We start from the raw sequence: 16,619 nt of genomic DNA, 5'->3' as shown, positions 1-16,619 counted from the left end.
TTTCTTTTATTTTTCTGGGTCTTTTATATTTGAAAAATACATCTGAAAAAAAGGAAGAAGTACCGGTTGCCGAACCGGTAGTCAGCAGTAGTACTCTACCGACTATGAAACTGTACTATGACAGAGCGGAAGACGTGTTTTTAAATTATAGTCCAAAGATTGATGTTTATAATCTTTTCTATGAAAAAAATAAGGAAGGGCAATCCATAGGAGATCAATTCTATAAAGAAATGATGAGTATGGACAGTCGGTACTTGGCTTCTATTACGGATGAGGCAGGAGAAACGCCGGAAAAGGTGGCAAAAAGCCTGGGGATTAAACGTTCCCGTATTATGGGAAAATATAATCCTGCAATACAGGGAGAAAATGAAAATCGTTCCGCTTCTTATCCTGTGGCCTATTTCAAGAACATTCACTATCGATTTCTAAACGGAGACGGGCAGGAAATTGAGGATTCCAGTAATGTTAAAGACATTCTTGCCATGGTATCCGTTTATAGCTACAAGCATAATTATCTGGATATTGAGCATTTCAAGGAAATCTGTCAGGAACTCTACTTAAAGTCTCATTCCTACAGCTTATCCATCAGTCCTGTCTATTATGATGATGGCTGTGTAAATCTCAGCGCCAAAGAAGAGGCGGAAAATGCGGGAGGAAAGTCTGTAGAAGAAATTCAAAAAGAAGAAAAACAAACGGAAGGGATGGAAGAGACTAAGAAAGATTCGGCGGAGAGTGCTTCCGAGACGCAGATTGGAAAGGAAGTGGAAGAACAGGAAGAAAAATTATCGGGAAAACAAATTGAAGACGGAAAAGTAGCGGAAAATCAGAAGATAGAGGGAACTGTTTCTTCCACCGGGGCTCCCGAATCGAGTGCTTCAACTGAAAGTACAGAGGAAAGTTCAGCTTCGGACCCCGCTGAAGAAGCAAATAAAGAAAGGAAAGAAGGGGAGAACGACAGTTCTAAAGTAAGTCCTTCTGAAATGGAAAACGGGAGTGCTAAAAAAGCAAAGAAAACAACCGAAAGTAGTGAGAAGAAGAGTTTACCGAAGAATTATTGTCCCGGTCATGTCGATTTGACGATTACGATTCAAGTCAAGAAATTTGGAGATCAAAACGGTTTGAAAGAAATCATTCTGGATTCTTTAAAAAAGGATGAGCCATTTGACAATATGCCAAGCTCCCGATGGAAGGGGTGGAATGAGGAATGCATTAATGCAGTGAATCAATTAATAGATACGGACTGGTTCAATGCATACGGTTTAAGTTTATCCACTGTTGAAACCAAGATGCCGCTTAGTGAAGAAGAAATTTCCCGCTACATGAGTATGCTGCCGGAGAATTTGAGTGCAGAACGAAAGAATGTGATATACTATGCCCTAAGCGCTGTAGGGAAGGTTCCCTATTATTATGGCGGAAAGGCCGCAAAGCAGGGGTTGGATGGAAACCAGTTCGGGAAAACCGTTGGACGGGATTATAAAGGAAGAAATAAAAAGGGGCTGGATTGCTCGGGATTTGTACAATGGGCGTATTGGAGCGGCACGGAAAATCCCCTGGATTTTGCTTCCAGTACGAAGGAACTCGTTGGAAAGGGAAATAAAATTAAACGCAGTGAATTGATTCCCGGAGATCTGGTGATTCAGCCCAGCGGGGAAAGCCATGTTGTGATGTTTTTGGCATGGACGGAAGAAGGACAAATGCTTGCCATTCATGAGAACTCTACGGCAGGAACCGTTTCCGTAGATGAGGTTTCTGCAAACTATCCTTATTACAGGAGTATTCTGCCATAGATATTTCATTCGTTAAAGGTCTTTCCAAGCCGGATTATTTCGGTGTGAAGAAATAGCTCTGTTTTCACCTTGAAATCAAGAAAATTTTCACTTTGGAATCAAGAAAACTGCTTGACGGAAGAAGGAAAATACTGTAGAGTAGCTTAGATGCCGCATAGCTAGGTTTAAGCAGTGTCAACTCACCAAAGCTAGCGAGTAAATTTATAGGAGGATGTCCTAAATGTATGCAGTTATTGTAAGTGGCGGAAAGCAGTACAAAGTCAGTGAAGGCGATGTAATCCGCGTAGAGAAGTTGGAAGTGGAAGAGGGAGCAAAGGTTTCCTTTGATCAGGTTCTTCTTATTAACGACGGTTCTCTGAAGATTGGTACTCCCACTGTGAAAGGTGCGAAGGTTTCCGGAACGGTTCTTCAGAACGGTAAGGGCAAGAAGGTTATTGTTTACCGTTACAAGAGAAAGTCCGGTTATCACAAGAAGAACGGTCACAGACAGCTCTTTACGGAAGTAAAGATTGACAAGATCGGTTAATTCGTAACGAGTAGGAAGTATCAAACTCGTTTATTGCAGGAAGGAGTAAAAAATGGCTCATCATAAGGGTATGGGCTCTACCAAAAACGGTAGAGATTCTAATTCAAAAAGACTTGGTGCGAAAAGAGCAGACGGACAGTTTGTAAAGGCAGGAAATATCCTGTACAAGCAAAACGGCACAAGAATTCATCCGGGTCAAAATGTAGGCTTGGGAAATGATTTTACCTTATTCGCTAAGGTTGACGGTGTTGTAAAGTTCGGCCGATTAGGTAGAGATCGTAAGCAGGTTTCTGTTCTTCCAAGGGCATAAAGAAATGTTAACCCCATGCCGGTTTCCGGTGTGGGGTTTTTTCTTCAATATAAAAGGAGCTTATATGTTTGCTGACGTAGCAAAAATCTATGTAAGAAGCGGTAAGGGAGGAAATGGACATGTTTCCTTTCGAAGAGAGCTATTCGTACCGGCCGGAGGACCTGATGGCGGAGATGGCGGTAAGGGCGGAGATATTATCGTAGAAGTGGATGATGGTCTGAACAGCTTGGATTCTTTTCGCCATAAAACAAAATATACTGCCGGAGACGGACAGGAAGGCGATGGACGTAAAATGCACGGCAAGAACGGAAAGGACCTGATTTTAAAGGTTCCTGCCGGAACTCTGTTAAAGGATGCGGAAACAGGTAAGGTGATTGCCGATATGAGCGGGGAAAACCGCAGAATTGTCCTGCTTCCGGGAGGAAAGGGCGGCTTGGGCAATATGCATTTTGCAACACCCTCTATGCAGGCTCCAAAGTTTGCTCAACCCGGGCAGGAAGCAAGAGAAATTACTCTCCGCCTGGAGCTTCGTGTGATTGCGGATGTAGGGCTTTTGGGCTTTCCGAATGTAGGAAAATCGACTCTTCTTTCCATGTGTAGTAATGCCAGACCGGAAATTGCCAACTATCATTTTACGACGTTAAATCCTCACCTTGGCGTGGTGAATTTAAAGGGAGACAGAAGCTTTGTCATGGCGGATATTCCGGGACTGATTGAGGGAGCCAGTGAAGGAGTGGGACTCGGATTTCAATTTCTTCGCCATATTCACCGCTGCCGTGTCCTTATACACCTTGTGGATGGGGCGGGATCGGAAGGAAGGGTACCCTTGGAGGATTTAAAGAGCATTCATGCCGAGTGCAAAAGCTATGATCCGGAGATTTTAAAGAAACCGATTATTGTTGCCGCAAATAAAGTAGAACTTATTCAATCCGAGGAGCAGGAAGAAGCACTGAAGGACTTGGAGAAATATTGCAAGGAAATGCATTATCCTTTCTTTAAAATTTCCGCTGCAAGCAATCAGGGAATTTATCCTCTTCTGGAAGAAGCATACAAACTCTTGGAAGGAATCAGTAAAGAGGAAATGCTCTATGAAAGTGAAGTGGATCTGGAAAGCCTGGGTGCGGTAGAATCCCTTCCCATCAAGTATGAGCATCCGGAAGAGGGACTCTTCCTTGTGGAGGGGCCGAAGATGGAGAAGATGCTTGGATACACCAATTTAGAGGCGGAAAAAGGGTTCCTTTTCTTCCAGCGCTTTATGGTGGAACAGGGAATTATCAAAGAACTTAAAAAAATGGGCTTGAAGGAAGGCGATACCATTAAGATTTTCTCACATGAATTTGAATATTATGACGATGAAGCTGCGGATGAAAATGAGTCCGGGGAGGAAGAATGAAGTCTTATATTGTAGATAGTAAGATGCGGGCTCGTATTCGAAGTGCTGCACAAAGCATTGATCCGGTGCTTTCCGTTGGGAAAAATGCCCTTACGCCTGAGTTTACCCGTTCTGTGGAAGAATACATGGAAAAGCATGAAATCATGAAGATTAATGTGCTGAAGAACTGCGACGAAGATTTGCATGAGTTGGGAAATACTATAGCAGAGCGGTCCAATACCGAGCTGGTACAGATTATCGGAAGAAAAATAGTACTGTATAAGCCGGCAAAAGAAGAAAAGAACAGAGCCTTCTAATGGATAAGCAAAATCTATGCTTCAGTCTTTCCGATATCGAAAACGGACTGTGCTTTCCCTCGGTTCAAAAGCTCGGAATCCTTGGCGGAAGCTTTAACCCCGTTCATTACGGGCATTTAATCTTGGGGAGAACGGCCCTAAAGGCTCTGGAAGCACAGGAATGTAAGCAATGTGAGCGGAAATGGATACCTTACAAACGAGAATTACCGGATTATGATAAGCAAAAGGACAGTACAATTGCTTCCGCATCCGAAGACGGAGTGACTGAAGAGGGAAAGAATTGTTTTCTTTCGAATGAATGCGTTTTATTCTTGCCTACAGGGCTCCCTTATCATAAGGAAAATACAGATTTGCTTTCTTTTTCTGCACGTTCGGAGATGCTTAGACTGGCACTGCAAGAGGAAAACAGAAAACTTGCTTTTGAACAGGATGGCCTAACAAAATTTTTCTTTTCCACGATGGAGGGAGAACGAAGCGGCAATTCTTATACCTATGATTCCGCTGTTCTTTTAAAAAAGATTTTTCCTTATGCAGAACTGTTTTTGATTATCGGAACCGATGAATTTTATACCTTGGAGAACTGGTACAAAACTGAAGAGTTAGGGAAAATGCTCAGGTTTTTGGTAGCCAATCGAAACGGAGAAGCGGAGCAAAAAGCTTTGGAAGAGAGAACTGTATTCTTGAAAATAAATTATGGGCTGCAATGTACTTTTTTGGAGATGGAAAGAATAGAATATTCCAGTTCCCTTATTCGGAAGCGAATTAAGGAGAAAGCATCAATAGAAGGAATGCTTCCCGAGCCGGTAATAGAATTTATACAAAAGAATCGCTTTTATGAATAAGAAATAGGATAAAGTTTGTGTTGCCGGAGTTGGCAATTTGCGGAAATGGAATCATTGTGAAATTGTATTTTTATAGATGGCAAGAAGATTTATAGAAAAAGCCATTATTTTATGGAAAACGTCAATATTAATATTGACGTAAAAGGAGCTTGCTTTGATAGAAGAAAAGGAATATCTGGAGAAAATCAAATCCATTCGGAAACATTTGAAAGAGCATTTACAGGAAAATCGTTACGAACACTCCATCAGTGTTTCCTTTTCGGCGATAGCCCTTGCCATGGCCCATGGTTATGATTTACAGGCTGCAGAGCTTGCAGGGCTTTGCCACGACTGTGCAAAATTTATGGGGAAGAAAGAGTTAATTTCCGCTTGTGAAAGGGAGCATATCCCCCTTCTTCCGGAATATATTGCAGCTCCGCAGGTCTTGCACGGGATTTACGGTGCAACATATGCCAGAAAGCATTTTCAAATTCAGAATGAAGAGATTTTATCGGCTATCTACTACCATACTATCGGAAAACCGGCGATGAGTTTGCTGGAGAAAATAATTTATCTGGCGGATTATATTGAGGTGAGAAGAGGCTATAGGGAGGAACTGGAAGAGGTGAGAAGAGTAGCCTTTACTAATCTGGATGAGGCGATGTATTTAGCCTTATCTCAAACGATACAGTATGTCGAAGAAAAGGGACAGCCACTTTGTACGTCCTCCCTGGAGGCATTACGTTATTATCAAGCGCGGAGTGAGGAAGCGCCGGAAATACAGTAAAATAAACGCATTGAAAAAGATAGCATACATAGAAAAACAAAAAAGTATAGGAAAGAAAATAGGGAACGGAAAGGATAAATATGGAATCAGAAGCTTTAGCAAAAAAAATCATGACTATTTTGGAGGAAAAAAAGGCCACGGATATTCTTGCTCTTGATATTTCCGAAATATCCACTTTGGCTGATTACTTTATATTGGCATCCGCTGAAAATGTAAGGCAGTTGGATGCATTGGAAGATGCGGTAGAAGAGGATGTTCGTTTAGAGGTAAATAAGGAAGGGGAGAGCAGTTCCGGTTGGATACTGATGGACTATCGAGATATTGTGGTGCATCTGTTTACAAAGGAACAGAGAGTTTTTTATGATCTGGAAAAAATCTGGTCTGATGCGAAAAGAATGGAAATGTAAAGAATAGAACTATTTCCGTACAAATGTTTGCAATTTAGATTCTTTATGCTATACTTTATAAGAACAAAAGTTCGTGAGAGAGATATGAGCGAGATTGTAGAGACGAAGAACTGATTCCGGGAGGATAGCATGGGAAGACCCAAAAAAGTATATAGCATAGATAATTTAACGGAAAAACAGAAAGAAATATATGAATACATTAAGGATTGTGTGCAGAAGCGGAATTATCCCCCTTCTGTGCGGGATATTTGTGCGAAAGTTGGCTTAAAGTCCACCTCCAGTGTGTTCACTTATTTAAATGATTTGGAAAAGCTTGGCTTAATCAGAAAGGATCCTGCTCACCCAAGAGCTATCGAAATTCTAAACCGTGAAGGATTAAGCTTGGAGAGAAAGCAGAACGAGGAACAAAACAACGATTCCGGAACCGTTGATTCTTCTATAGAAAAAGATTCTTCTATAGAAAAAACGACTTCTGATGAGGACACGGTTTCTACGGAAGCTTACGGAGAAGAGATGGCTGCCCTTCCCATTGTGGGAACAGTTGCTGCAGGAACACCGATTTTTGCCGAAGAGAATATCACCGGGAACATTCCTTTTCCCGTGAATTTACTTCCCAATCAGGAAAGTTTTATCTTGAAGGTTAAGGGAGATTCCATGATTAACATCGGTATTTTTCATGGAGATTATCTGATTGTGGCTAAGCAGAACACCTGCGCCCAGGGTGAAGTGGTTGTTGCTCTGGTGGATGACAGTGCCACGGTAAAGCGCTTTTACAAAGAAAATGGACATATTCGTTTACAACCGGAAAATGATGGCATGGATCCGATTATTGTTGAAGATTGTACCATCCTTGGTAAAGCCGTGGGATTGATTCGTCTTGGATTATAATGAGTAAAGCCTATGTTGGAAAAATGGTCTGAACCGGGTCTCGGAAAACATGTGGTGGAAAGCCTGGAGCTTAGAGTAGAGGATGAGGAAGCTTTTTTGCAGATTCAGAAAGAAGTTTCAGAGCTGGATTCTCTTTTAAAAAAATATGGCATGAAGCTTTCTTTATCCCAAAATAAAGAAGAAAAGTCTATATTAAAATGGGATATCGCCTTGGACAGGTTAAAAAGAGCTGCCGGAAAGAAAAGAGATTACGGTTCTGCAAAGAAAGTTTCGGAAGTATTCCTCTACAGTAAGTTACATAAGAGCGCTGAAGTTGCGGAATATGCCGGTGTACAGCTCAGGACTTATCAAAGGCGAGTCAAGAAATATAAGGAAGAACAGCGCTGGAATGAAGAGAATTCGTCGTTCTTTTAGACAGTTTCATCGAATTGTTCCTTGTAAAATGCGAACTCTTTGTAAGTGTGTAATTCTATCTTGCGAAAAAAAGGAGAAAGCCATTAAAAAGGAAGAAAGCCATTTTAGCTTTCTCCTTCTTCTTTCCGGAGGCGAACAACATTTCGTACGCTTCTTCGTCTTTCTTCCTCTAATGCGGCATAGTGCTTTTTCGTTGTATTTACATCGCTATGCCCGAGCACATCGGCAACAAGATAAATATCTCCTGTCTCCTGATAGAGATTTGTGCCGTAGCTGCTTCGCAGCTTATGCGGCGTAATATGCTTTAAAGGCGTAACTCTGCCGGCATATTTTTTTACCATTTTCTCTACGGAACGAACGGAAATACGCTTGTTTTGTATGGACAAGAATAAGGCTTCTTCATGTCCTGAAGCCGGAATTTTCAGCTTTCTTTCCTCTAAATAGGCACGGAGCCCGCTTTCCACCTCGTCCGAGAAGTAAATCGTGACATTCTTACCGCCTTTTCTATGAATGCGAATTCCGTTATTGTTAAAGTCTAAATCGGATAAATTTAACCCCACACACTCGGAAACACGTATCCCGGTTCCCAGCATAAGTTGCATCATGGCAAGGTCTCGAACGTTATTTTTCTCATGAAATTCACGCTCTTTTTTGCTTAATTGATTTCCATTTTCCACTTCATCCAAAAACTCCGCAATTTCGCCCTGATCCATACGAATAATCTCCTCTTGAGAGAGTTTGGGGAGGGAGAGTAGGGAAGCTTTGTTGCTGCTGATTAAACCGGCCTTGTAAAGGTAGTTGTAAAAGCTTTTTAAAGAAGAAATTTTCCGTTTAATACTCTTGTTGTGGTTTAAAATATCGACGGTTTCCATTTCTCCGTCAGCATTTTTCTTCTTTTTTGTTCTGTACTTGAGATATTCCATATATTCCTCAAGTTCCGGTATAGAACAATTTTCCACATCCGAAATGGTAAATTGCTCTATAGAATCATGCAGTTTCAGTTCTTCCATAAGATAGGTAAAAAATACCTTCAAATCATAGGCATAGGCTATCTTTGTGCGAGACGCGGTAATCTGGTCAATTCCGCGAAAAAAAGCATTACAGAAAGCAGGAAGATCCTTTTGTAATTTCCTGAGCTTTAAAGTATTCTTTTTATCCAATTCCTCATGATAGGCTAAAGCCATGGTTCACCTCACATCATTTTTTTAAAATAGCATTGAATATTGTAAGTCCTGATAATTCTTTTATAGATCTTTAAAGTAGCTGTTTATTTGCAATATAAAAGGTACAGCTTATTCAGCTATACCCTTATTTTATCATATAACTATTCGTTAAACAAGAGTTTAGCGAATAGTTATATCGATATTTTCATTACTCTTTTCCTCTATGTTCCGTCTATTTATCAATGGTTTAGGCTATTTATCAATGGTATAGCCCTATTTTCATTACTCTTTTCCTCTATGTTCCGTCTATTTATCAATGGTTTAGGCTATTTATCAATGGTATAGCCCTATCTTGAATACAATGATACTTAGAGCTTCAATGCTTTACGAATCGGGCTTAGTTTGTTTTTCTCCAAGTTTTTATGGAGAATAAAATCAACATCGGGAATATTTCCAGTCTTCCGGCTAACATATCAAAAATCATGACCAGTTTTGAAAAATAAGAATACACGGAAAAATTGCTTAGCGGTCCGACTTTTCCCAGCCCCGGTCCTATATTGTTAAAGGTTGCGGAAATGGCTGAAAAGTTAGTCATAAAATCATATCCGTCAAAACTGATGAGGAATATGGAAATCATGTAAATAAAGCAATAGGCAATCAAATAAGTACTGACGGAACGAACCACCGCGTGATCCAGGCACTTTCCCTCCAGCCGTACCTTTCGGATGGCTTCGGGATGAATAATCAAGTGCATCTCTTTTCCGAGACTTTTTAAAAGAATCAGAAGTCTCGATACCTTTAGGCCTCCTCCTGTCGATCCTGCACAGGCTCCGCAAATCATCAGGAATAAAATTACCATCTGGGAAGGCATAGCCCATTCATTAAAATCCAAGGTGGAAAATCCTGTTGTCGTGATAATACTTCCTACTGTAAAAAAAGCATGATGCAGAGCAAAGAGAAATCCTCTTCCGATACTCTGGAAGATATTCAAAGTGATAAATAAAGTGCTTGCCGCAATAATGATAAGATAGCCTCTGGCTTCTTCCGAATGAAATGCATCCGAAAACTTCTTCCTCTGAATCAGGTAATACACATTAAAGTTTACACCGAAAAGAATCATGAATACGGTAATCAAAAACTGGCTTAGCATGGAATAATCGGCCATTCCGGAGTTTCGAATGGCAAAGCCTCCGGTTCCCGCCGTACCGAATCCGATACATAAGGCATCAAAAAGCGGCATTCCGGAAAGGAGAAAAATCACAATCATGATAATGGTCAGAATAAAGTAGATTTTATAAAGCGCTTTTGCCGTATCCGCTACCCTGGGAACCATTTTGGAAACTTCCGGACCCGGAGATTCCGCTTTCATAATCATCATATTATAGCCGCCTCCCAGAGGAAGGACGGTAAGAACCAGGACGAGAACTCCCATGCCCCCTATCCAGTGAGAAAAGGAACGCCAAAATAAGAGTCCTTTTCCAAGCGCCTCCACATCGGAAAGTACGGAGGAACCGGTTGTGGTAAAGCCGGAAACAATTTCAAATAAAGCGTCTATATAGTGCGGAATTCTTCCGGAAATAAAGAAGGGTAAAGCACCCACCAGAGAAAGAACAACCCAGCAGGCCGCTACAATCACGAAGCCTTCTCTGGCATAAAAAGCAATTTTCTTCGGTTTTTTTGCCGTTAAAATATATCCCAGTAAAATGGATGCCGCTCCGATAAAGAAAAAGCAAAGTGCAATATCATTTTCTCTGTAAAGTAAGGAACAAATGAGCGGTAAAATCATGCTTATTCCTTCAATTTTCAGTACCCATGCCAAAATATAGACAATCATACTAAAGTTCATAATGGATTACACTCTCCTCTTCTACCTTCTCTTCCAAGATATCTCTTAAGTCGTTATAGCCGGTATTCTTGGTAACCACGATTACGCGATCTCCCACTTTCATCATATCGGAACCATTAGGCGTGATAACTTTATGATTTCGAATGATTCCGCAAATTAATACTCCATCTTTGAAATTCATGTCGGAAAAGCTTCTATTGATTAAATCCGGGTCATTTAATACACGGAATTCCATGGCTTCCGCTCTTCCGTCCGCGATTTTATAAAGGGTTTCCACGTTGGAGCCTTTCGAGTTTTCCAATGCACGAACATAGCGAACGATACTGTCCGCAATAATTTGCTTAGGATAAATTACGGAACCCAAATTCATTTCACGAATGACATTTTCGAAGCTGATACGGTTTACTTTGGTTACCAGTCGGGTATCGGATAATTTTCCCGCATAAAGGGACAACATGATATTTTCTTCATCAAAACCGGTAAGGGAACAAAAAGCATCCGTGGTTTCGATTCCCTCGCGCTTTAAGAGTTCCTGGTCTATGCCGTTTCCGTTGATAATGCTGCACTCCGGAAACTCTTCCGCAAGAAACTCGCAGCGTTCCCGATTGGTTTCGATAATTTTCAGTTTTAATTTCAAGTGTGTTTCTTTGCAATATTTTGCAATATAGTAGCTGACTCTTCCGCCGCCTACAATCATGCAATCCCGCACAGGCGTATATTCGAGTCCGAGTTTTAAGAAAAAGTCTGTAATATCTTTCGGAGAAGCGATAAAACTGATCTCATCTCCTGCCATAAAGCAGTCGGAACCCTTTGGGATGAGAACATCCTCTCCTCTTTCAATACAGCATACCAAGACATCCAGACCGATTTCATTTTTGAGAGAATAAAAAGGAATGCCCACCAGTTTACTGTTTTCCGGTACTTTTGCCCGAATCAAATCGAGCCTTCCTCTGGAAAAGCTGTCTATTTTTATAGCGGAAGGAAAACGAAGCAGTCTTTCTATTTCTCTTGCGGCTGCCATTTCCGGGTTGATAACCATAGCGAGGTTTAATTCATCCCTAAGATACTTAATTTCCGTCGTATATTGCGGATCACGGATTCTTGCGATAGTACTGCAGTGTCCTTCCTTTTTGGCAAAGAGGCAGCAAAGCATATTGACTTCATCTTGATTCGTTGCGGCAATCAGTACATCCGCGTCGCTAATCCCCGCTTCTCGAAGAGTTTGGGGCATTGCGCCGTTACCGTGAATTCCCATGACGTCCAGAAAGTCCACAGCATGTCGTAATTCTTTTTCATCATTATCAATGATAGTGATGTTATGCCCTTCTTTGTTTAATTGGTCGGCTAAATTCAGACCGACTTTACCACATCCGACTACGATAATATTCATCTCATCTTCCTTTTTCTATACTATTGTCTTTTCATGAGACCGGTATTTGTTTTTCTAATAAAGCATGAAATCAGTTCTTTTTTTCAATAAAACACGATACCAGTTCGTTTTTTCCAATAAAACACGACCCGATAGAATATGATATAAGTTTGTTTCTTTATTCCGAAGACATTTCATTTAATAGTAAAATATCTTCATTTAAAGCCTCTAAAAAGTGCACCAAAAGGTCCTTTTTTCGGTAAATTCGGTGCGAGCACAGAAGCTCATCATAGCGAAAACTCTTTTTACCGCCCTCTTCCATTCTCTTTGTGAAGCGTTGAAGCTCTCGAAGGGGCACATAATAGATTTCATTTCTCTCGGTAAAGGAAAGAATGATGAAGCTGATTCCGCCCTGCTTCATAAAGTCCTGCATAAAAGCCATTTGGTGTGCATGAAGGTTTTGCAAAGGAAGCGAGTCCTTATGACATTCCTTGGCATCGAAACAAACAGGAATCCCCTGCACTACTCCCACATAGTCCACAGTGGACTTCCGGTCAAAGTAGGCAAGGGTAATCTGCTTATGACTCTTATCCAATTCTATAGGAGTAATCGGGGTCGGTATTTTCTGAATGAGGGCGAGGTTCTTTTCCCTATAGAGGGAAATAGTCTGATTCAGCTCCTCTTCCAGAAGAGAGCCTCTTAGCCCTCTTGACTTCCATGTACCCATTTATCCCATTCTCCGATGATTTCATTTCCTTTAAAATAATTGATGCGCATCGCGTCTCGTACTTCTTCGAGGGTGGCATTTGTCGTTTCCTTTGCCTTTTCCGTGCCTTGATAAAGAATATCATAGACATCGGAAATGCGATTCTCCCAGCGTTTTCTTTCTTCTCTTATGGGAGAAAGCATGTTTTCCATAACCTTTAGAAGAAACTTTTTACACTTTACATCCCCGAGACCGCCTCTTCTGTAGTGTTCTTTCATTTCCTCAAGATTCGCATATTCCGGAAGGAACTCGGCAAAATCTTCTTGTTTGGAAAAAGCATCGAGGTAAGTAAATACCGTATTTCCTTCAACATGACCGGGATCTGTAATATTAATATGAGAAGGATCGGTATACATACTCATAATCTTTGTTTTAACAGTCTTTTCATCATCGGAAAGGTAAATACCGTTTCCGAGGGACTTACTCATCTTTGCCTTTCCGTCAATTCCCGGAAGTCTTCTCTGGCTGGAATTTTTCGGAAGAAGAATCTCCGGCTCGAGAAGTACCTCTCTTTGATAAAGTTGGTTAAAGCGTCGTACGATTTCCTTCGTCTGCTCAATCATGGGGAGCTGATCTTCTCCAACCGGAACGGTTGTCGCCTTAAAGGCGGTAATGTCCGCAGCCTGTGACACCGGATAGGTAAAGAAGCCGGCAGGAAGTCCCGCCTCGTTGTCGTTTTCATTTTCTCCGCTATAGCCCTTCTGCTTCATTTCCGCCTTCACGGTCGGGTTACGGCTCAGTCTTTGCGTGGTAACCAGATTTAAGTAGTAGAAGGACAGGGCATGCAGTGCGGGAAGAGCCGACTGAATACAGATAGTACTCTTTGCGGGATCAATACCGACAGAAAGATAGTCCAGAGCCACTTCAATAATGTTATCTCTGATTTTCTTCGGGTTGTCGTAGTTATCGGTTAAGGCCTGGTCATCCGCAATCAAAATATTGATTTCGTCATATTCCCCGGAATTTTGCAACTCCACTCTTCTTTGTAAAGATCCTACATAATGTCCAAGATGCAGTTTTCCGGTAGGTCTGTCTCCCGTTAAAATCACTTTGCGCTCATTTTTATTCTTGCTCTTTTCTTCCATTCCGTTAAACTCCTTTATCTATTCTTCTCTTTCGAATGATGAGAAATAATATATCATTTTATAAAAAAGCATCATATGCAAAACACATTTTTCCATTTTAAAATAACTAAGATCTGTTCTTAAGTAGCTAAAATGCATTCTTAATGAGCTCTATTTCTTCCCCTGAAATGCAAAGTACATCAAAACGACAAGGGGTGTCATATAAGGATAAATGTTGTTTTACCAAGTATCCCTCCGCCATGGTTCGAAGAAATTGGATTTTCTTCCGACTCACGGCTTCATAGGGAGAGCTTAAGCTTCCGCTCTTTCTCCCCTTTACTTCTATAAAGCAGAGGTATTCTACGTCTCTTGCAATAATATCCGTCTCTAAATGGTGAAAGCGCGCATTGCGCTCCAAAATACTATACCCCATTGCTTCCAAATATTCTACCGCCATATTCTCGTACTTTTGCCCGAGAAGATGGGTATTCTTCGCCTTATTACTCCGCATTTGATTTACCTCTCTCGATAAACCGCTGTGTTATTTCTAAAGCACTGATTATTCATAGGAAAGTCTGCAAATCGAGATTGCATTCTCTTTAGCAGTTTACTCATATTTAACGATATAAATTCTTTAAAAAGCTTCTTCTATGTATCGGACAGGGGCCGTGTGTAAGAATGGCTTCTCTATGGACCTTTGTCCCATAGCCTTTATGCTGCTTAAAACCGTATTCGGGATATTGTTCATCGTATTTGAGCATGATATGATCTCTTGTCACCTTGGCTAAGACACTGGCTGCAGCAATGGATAAAGACTTCGCGTCACCGTGAACAATAGCCTTCTGCGGAATCGAAATTCCCGGAATCGTCACTGCATCATTTAAAAGAATCTTCGGGCTAAGCGAAAAATGCTTCTCCATATCCTTCAGCGCCTCTCGCATAGCTTCATAAGTCGCCTGTAAGATGTTGATTTCATCGATTCTTTCCGGAGAAACAATGCCGATTCCAAAGGCAATGGCTTCTTTCTGTAAGTCCTCAAAAAGCGATTCTCTTCTTTTCTCGGACATCTTCTTCGAGTCATTTAAATAGTAAAAGGGATAATCCAAAGGAATCACGGCACAGGCCGCAACCACCGGTCCTGCCAAGGGGCCTCGTCCCGCTTCATCCACTCCTGCTATCGGGCTAAGCTCTAAAACTGTCCTCTCCTCTATTCGCATTTCCTCGAGCCGAAGCTCTTCCTTTTCTCTTGCTTTATCGGTCATATCTTATCCTATTAAAATTCATTCCTTTTCGAAGCATGGGAATATTCTTCCATACTTTGAACTATCTAATAAATTTATACTTCCAATCTATACTTCCATCCGGCTGTCTTCTTCCCATTTCATGGGATGCTCCAAGCTGATTCTTCCCAGTCTTCCGCTTCGAAAATCGTCCAGAATGAGTCTCGATACCTTCGTGTAATCAATATCTCCACCCTTTTTGATGCAGGCTCTTTTTATGGCAATGGCATCCATTGCTTCCAAAGCTTCTTCTTTCCCTAATAGCGTTTCTCCATAGCGGGAAACAAGGGCGGATCCGTAATAACGGGTAAGATATTTCAGAAGATAAAAGATAAGCTCCTCTATCGGCAGTATCTCATCGTTAATAGAACCGATGAGCGCAAGATTCAGCCCCACAATCTCTCGTTCAAATTTCGGCCAGGTGATTCCCGGCGTATCGAGAAGCTGTAAGTCTTTTCCAATCTTAATCCACTGTGCCCCCTTGGTGACTCCGGGCTTATTTCCGGTTTTTGCCGTGGCCTTTCCCACATAGGCGTTGATAAAGGTGGATTTCCCTACATTCGGAATGCCGAGAACCATGGCTTTGATGCTTTGGGAAAGAATCCCTTTTTGCTTTTTTCTTTCCAAAAGTTCCGCACAGCTCTCCATGACAAGCTTATTTACGCCCTTTACACTGGAACGGCTTCTGGCGTCCATTTCCATGGTATAGAAGCCCTGCTTCTGAAAGCTTTCCATAAAGCTCTTTGTTCTTGCCGGATCTGCAAGGTCGGCCTTGTTAAAAAGCATGATTCTGGCCTTATCCTTAGCCAAAATATCGATTTCCGGGTTTCGAGAGGAGTTAGGACAACGGCTGTCTATTACTTCAATAATTGCATCGACAAGGGGCAGATCTTCCTTCATCTTTCTCTTGGCTTTTGCCATATGCCCGGGATACCACTGTATTTTCACTTCCGGCTCCTTTCTATACTATGAGCTTCATTTTCCGAAGAGGAAGCAGGCGAAACCAGACTCTTCCCCGTATCTGCTGAAAATGCACATTTCCAATATTTTGAAAACGACTGTCCTCCGAGGAATCCGTATTGTCTCCAATAAGGAAATACTCGTCTTTCCCAAGCTCTACGGGATTCTTGGCCAAACCCGGTAAAGCGATGGGAGAAATCTTCGTTGTTTCCAGAAGCTCTCCGTTAATATAGATTCTCCCATTTTGAATAATCACGGTTTCACCGGGTAGACCGACTATCCGTTTCATATTATAAGACTTATCCGCTCTTTGGAACAGCACGATATCCATCCTTTTCGGCTTAATAAAACGATAGCTCAGCTCATCAATGAGAACGGTATCGCCTGTGGAAAGAGCTGTCTCCATGCTGTGTCCCGAAACCCGGTAAAGGGAGAAGAAGCTGTAAACAATGAACCAGGCCAAAGAAAGAAGAACAAGGATGTCCACCAGAGTATGAATAAACTTTTGAAAAATCGTTCTTTCTTTCATAACACTCCTTAGA

19 protein-coding genes are annotated in these 16,619 nt (G+C 41.5%); 10 read left to right on the top strand and 9 right to left on the bottom strand.

From position 1 onward, the window contains the following. Positions 1 to 29: 29 nt before the first annotated feature. The 10 genes from HMPREF9124_RS06840 to HMPREF9124_RS06795 all read left to right on the top strand — a co-directional run bounded on the left by HMPREF9124_RS06840 (position 30) and on the right by HMPREF9124_RS06795 (position 7,629). The gene (locus tag HMPREF9124_RS06840) at positions 30 to 1,787 is read left to right on the top strand and encodes a C40 family peptidase (RefSeq protein WP_242821569.1); all 1,758 of its coding nucleotides are present in this window, start codon (positions 30 to 32) and stop codon (positions 1,785 to 1,787) included. A 220-nt stretch (positions 1,788 to 2,007) separates the two neighbouring features. Further along, the gene (gene rplU / locus HMPREF9124_RS06835) at positions 2,008 to 2,313 is read left to right on the top strand and encodes a 50S ribosomal protein L21 (RefSeq protein ID WP_009429894.1); all 306 of its coding nucleotides are present in this window, start codon (positions 2,008 to 2,010) and stop codon (positions 2,311 to 2,313) included. A 52-nt stretch (positions 2,314 to 2,365) separates the two neighbouring features. After that, positions 2,366 to 2,623 (top strand): 50S ribosomal protein L27, encoded by a 258-nt coding sequence (rpmA, locus tag HMPREF9124_RS06830; protein WP_009429415.1) that lies wholly within the window; start codon positions 2,366 to 2,368, stop codon positions 2,621 to 2,623. Positions 2,624 to 2,687: 64 nt separating this feature from the next. Then, positions 2,688 to 4,016: a GTPase ObgE gene (gene obgE / locus HMPREF9124_RS06825; protein ID WP_009428252.1), complete on the top strand. Its 1,329-nt coding sequence runs from the start codon at positions 2,688 to 2,690 to the stop codon at positions 4,014 to 4,016. Next, the gene (locus HMPREF9124_RS06820) at positions 4,013 to 4,312 is read left to right on the top strand and encodes a YhbY family RNA-binding protein (RefSeq protein WP_009427760.1); all 300 of its coding nucleotides are present in this window, start codon (positions 4,013 to 4,015) and stop codon (positions 4,310 to 4,312) included. Before obgE ends, HMPREF9124_RS06820 begins: the two co-directional genes overlap by 4 nt. After that, positions 4,312 to 5,154, top strand: coding sequence for a nicotinate-nicotinamide nucleotide adenylyltransferase (locus HMPREF9124_RS06815; RefSeq protein ID WP_009429208.1), 843 nt, complete (start codon positions 4,312 to 4,314; stop codon positions 5,152 to 5,154). Before HMPREF9124_RS06820 ends, HMPREF9124_RS06815 begins: the two co-directional genes overlap by 1 nt. A 154-nt stretch (positions 5,155 to 5,308) precedes the next feature. Then, entirely contained in the window at positions 5,309 to 5,920 is a 612-nt protein-coding gene (gene yqeK, locus HMPREF9124_RS06810) for a bis(5'-nucleosyl)-tetraphosphatase (symmetrical) YqeK (protein WP_009429733.1), read from the top strand. Positions 5,921 to 6,000: 80 nt separating this feature from the next. Then, entirely contained in the window at positions 6,001 to 6,327 is a 327-nt protein-coding gene (gene rsfS, locus HMPREF9124_RS06805) for a ribosome silencing factor (protein WP_009427832.1), read from the top strand. Positions 6,328 to 6,456: 129 nt separating this feature from the next. After that, the gene (gene lexA, locus HMPREF9124_RS06800; protein ID WP_009428285.1) at positions 6,457 to 7,215 is read left to right on the top strand and encodes a transcriptional repressor LexA; all 759 of its coding nucleotides are present in this window, start codon (positions 6,457 to 6,459) and stop codon (positions 7,213 to 7,215) included. Positions 7,216 to 7,227: 12 nt separating this feature from the next. Beyond that, the gene (locus HMPREF9124_RS06795) at positions 7,228 to 7,629 is read left to right on the top strand and encodes a hypothetical protein (RefSeq protein WP_009429503.1); all 402 of its coding nucleotides are present in this window, start codon (positions 7,228 to 7,230) and stop codon (positions 7,627 to 7,629) included. A 104-nt stretch (positions 7,630 to 7,733) separates the two neighbouring features. On the opposite strand, the gene HMPREF9124_RS06790 is transcribed toward HMPREF9124_RS06795, so the two are convergent. The 9 genes from HMPREF9124_RS06790 to lepB form a co-directional block, all read right to left on the bottom strand. Continuing rightward, the gene (locus HMPREF9124_RS06790; RefSeq protein WP_009429882.1) at positions 7,734 to 8,813 is read right to left on the bottom strand and encodes a tyrosine-type recombinase/integrase; all 1,080 of its coding nucleotides are present in this window, start codon (positions 8,811 to 8,813) and stop codon (positions 7,734 to 7,736) included. Between the two features lie 376 nt (positions 8,814 to 9,189). Next, positions 9,190 to 10,638 carry a TrkH family potassium uptake protein gene (locus HMPREF9124_RS06785; RefSeq protein WP_009428027.1) on the bottom strand — a complete coding sequence of 483 codons (1,449 nt, stop codon included), beginning with the start codon at positions 10,636 to 10,638 and terminating at the stop codon, positions 9,190 to 9,192. Beyond that, on the bottom strand, positions 10,628 to 12,028 hold the full coding sequence (gene trkA / locus HMPREF9124_RS06780; protein WP_009428539.1) for a Trk system potassium transporter TrkA: 1,401 nt from the start codon (positions 12,026 to 12,028) through the stop codon (positions 10,628 to 10,630). The genes HMPREF9124_RS06785 and trkA overlap by 11 nt, the downstream gene beginning before the upstream one ends. A 157-nt stretch (positions 12,029 to 12,185) precedes the next feature. After that, on the bottom strand, positions 12,186 to 12,734 hold the full coding sequence (locus tag HMPREF9124_RS06775; RefSeq protein ID WP_009427930.1) for a Holliday junction resolvase RecU: 549 nt from the start codon (positions 12,732 to 12,734) through the stop codon (positions 12,186 to 12,188). Beyond that, the gene (gene trpS / locus HMPREF9124_RS06770) at positions 12,707 to 13,858 is read right to left on the bottom strand and encodes a tryptophan--tRNA ligase (protein WP_009428444.1); all 1,152 of its coding nucleotides are present in this window, start codon (positions 13,856 to 13,858) and stop codon (positions 12,707 to 12,709) included. Before trpS ends, HMPREF9124_RS06775 begins: the two co-directional genes overlap by 28 nt. 127 nt (positions 13,859 to 13,985) lie before the next feature. Continuing rightward, positions 13,986 to 14,348: a YraN family protein gene (locus tag HMPREF9124_RS06765; RefSeq protein WP_009428970.1), complete on the bottom strand. Its 363-nt coding sequence runs from the start codon at positions 14,346 to 14,348 to the stop codon at positions 13,986 to 13,988. 106 nt (positions 14,349 to 14,454) lie between these two features. After that, a complete protein-coding gene (locus HMPREF9124_RS06760) occupies positions 14,455 to 15,099 on the bottom strand; it encodes a ribonuclease HII (protein ID WP_009428909.1) in 645 nt (214 codons plus the stop codon). An 87-nt stretch (positions 15,100 to 15,186) separates the two neighbouring features. Next, positions 15,187 to 16,065 carry a ribosome biogenesis GTPase YlqF gene (gene ylqF / locus HMPREF9124_RS06755; protein ID WP_009429450.1) on the bottom strand — a complete coding sequence of 293 codons (879 nt, stop codon included), beginning with the start codon at positions 16,063 to 16,065 and terminating at the stop codon, positions 15,187 to 15,189. Positions 16,066 to 16,078: 13 nt separating this feature from the next. Further along, the gene (gene lepB / locus HMPREF9124_RS06750) at positions 16,079 to 16,606 is read right to left on the bottom strand and encodes a signal peptidase I (RefSeq protein WP_009428803.1); all 528 of its coding nucleotides are present in this window, start codon (positions 16,604 to 16,606) and stop codon (positions 16,079 to 16,081) included. Positions 16,607 to 16,619: the final 13 nt, after the last annotated feature.

Source organism: Oribacterium sp. oral taxon 108 str. F0425 (genome assembly GCF_000214455.1).
GTDB classification, from domain to species: Bacteria; Bacillota; Clostridia; order Lachnospirales; family Lachnospiraceae; genus Oribacterium; species Oribacterium asaccharolyticum.
The sequence above is the reverse complement of the archived record's forward strand: the minus strand, read 5'-3'. Positions and strand labels throughout refer to the sequence as shown.

Bases quoted from the DNA above. Each gene is read 5' to 3' on its own strand.
- rpmA (WP_009429415.1), top strand. From the start codon at position 2,366: ATGGCTCATCATAAGGGTATGGGCTCTACCAAAAACGGTAGAGATTCT.
- trkA (WP_009428539.1), bottom strand. From the start codon at position 12,028: ATGAATATTATCGTAGTCGGATGTGGTAAAGTCGGTCTGAATTTAGCC.
- HMPREF9124_RS06785 (WP_009428027.1), bottom strand. From the start codon at position 10,638: ATGAACTTTAGTATGATTGTCTATATTTTGGCATGGGTACTGAAAATT.
- HMPREF9124_RS06815 (WP_009429208.1), top strand. From the start codon at position 4,312: ATGGATAAGCAAAATCTATGCTTCAGTCTTTCCGATATCGAAAACGGA.
- trpS (WP_009428444.1), bottom strand. From the start codon at position 13,858: ATGGAAGAAAAGAGCAAGAATAAAAATGAGCGCAAAGTGATTTTAACG.
- obgE (WP_009428252.1), top strand. From the start codon at position 2,688: ATGTTTGCTGACGTAGCAAAAATCTATGTAAGAAGCGGTAAGGGAGGA.
- rplU (WP_009429894.1), top strand. From the start codon at position 2,008: ATGTATGCAGTTATTGTAAGTGGCGGAAAGCAGTACAAAGTCAGTGAA.
- HMPREF9124_RS06775 (WP_009427930.1), bottom strand. From the start codon at position 12,734: ATGGGTACATGGAAGTCAAGAGGGCTAAGAGGCTCTCTTCTGGAAGAG.
- HMPREF9124_RS06760 (WP_009428909.1), bottom strand. From the start codon at position 15,099: ATGACCGATAAAGCAAGAGAAAAGGAAGAGCTTCGGCTCGAGGAAATG.
- HMPREF9124_RS06765 (WP_009428970.1), bottom strand. From the start codon at position 14,348: ATGCGGAGTAATAAGGCGAAGAATACCCATCTTCTCGGGCAAAAGTAC.
- HMPREF9124_RS06790 (WP_009429882.1), bottom strand. From the start codon at position 8,813: ATGGCTTTAGCCTATCATGAGGAATTGGATAAAAAGAATACTTTAAAG.
- HMPREF9124_RS06795 (WP_009429503.1), top strand. From the start codon at position 7,228: ATGTTGGAAAAATGGTCTGAACCGGGTCTCGGAAAACATGTGGTGGAA.
- lexA (WP_009428285.1), top strand. From the start codon at position 6,457: ATGGGAAGACCCAAAAAAGTATATAGCATAGATAATTTAACGGAAAAA.
- lepB (WP_009428803.1), bottom strand. From the start codon at position 16,606: ATGAAAGAAAGAACGATTTTTCAAAAGTTTATTCATACTCTGGTGGAC.
- HMPREF9124_RS06820 (WP_009427760.1), top strand. From the start codon at position 4,013: ATGAAGTCTTATATTGTAGATAGTAAGATGCGGGCTCGTATTCGAAGT.
- rsfS (WP_009427832.1), top strand. From the start codon at position 6,001: ATGGAATCAGAAGCTTTAGCAAAAAAAATCATGACTATTTTGGAGGAA.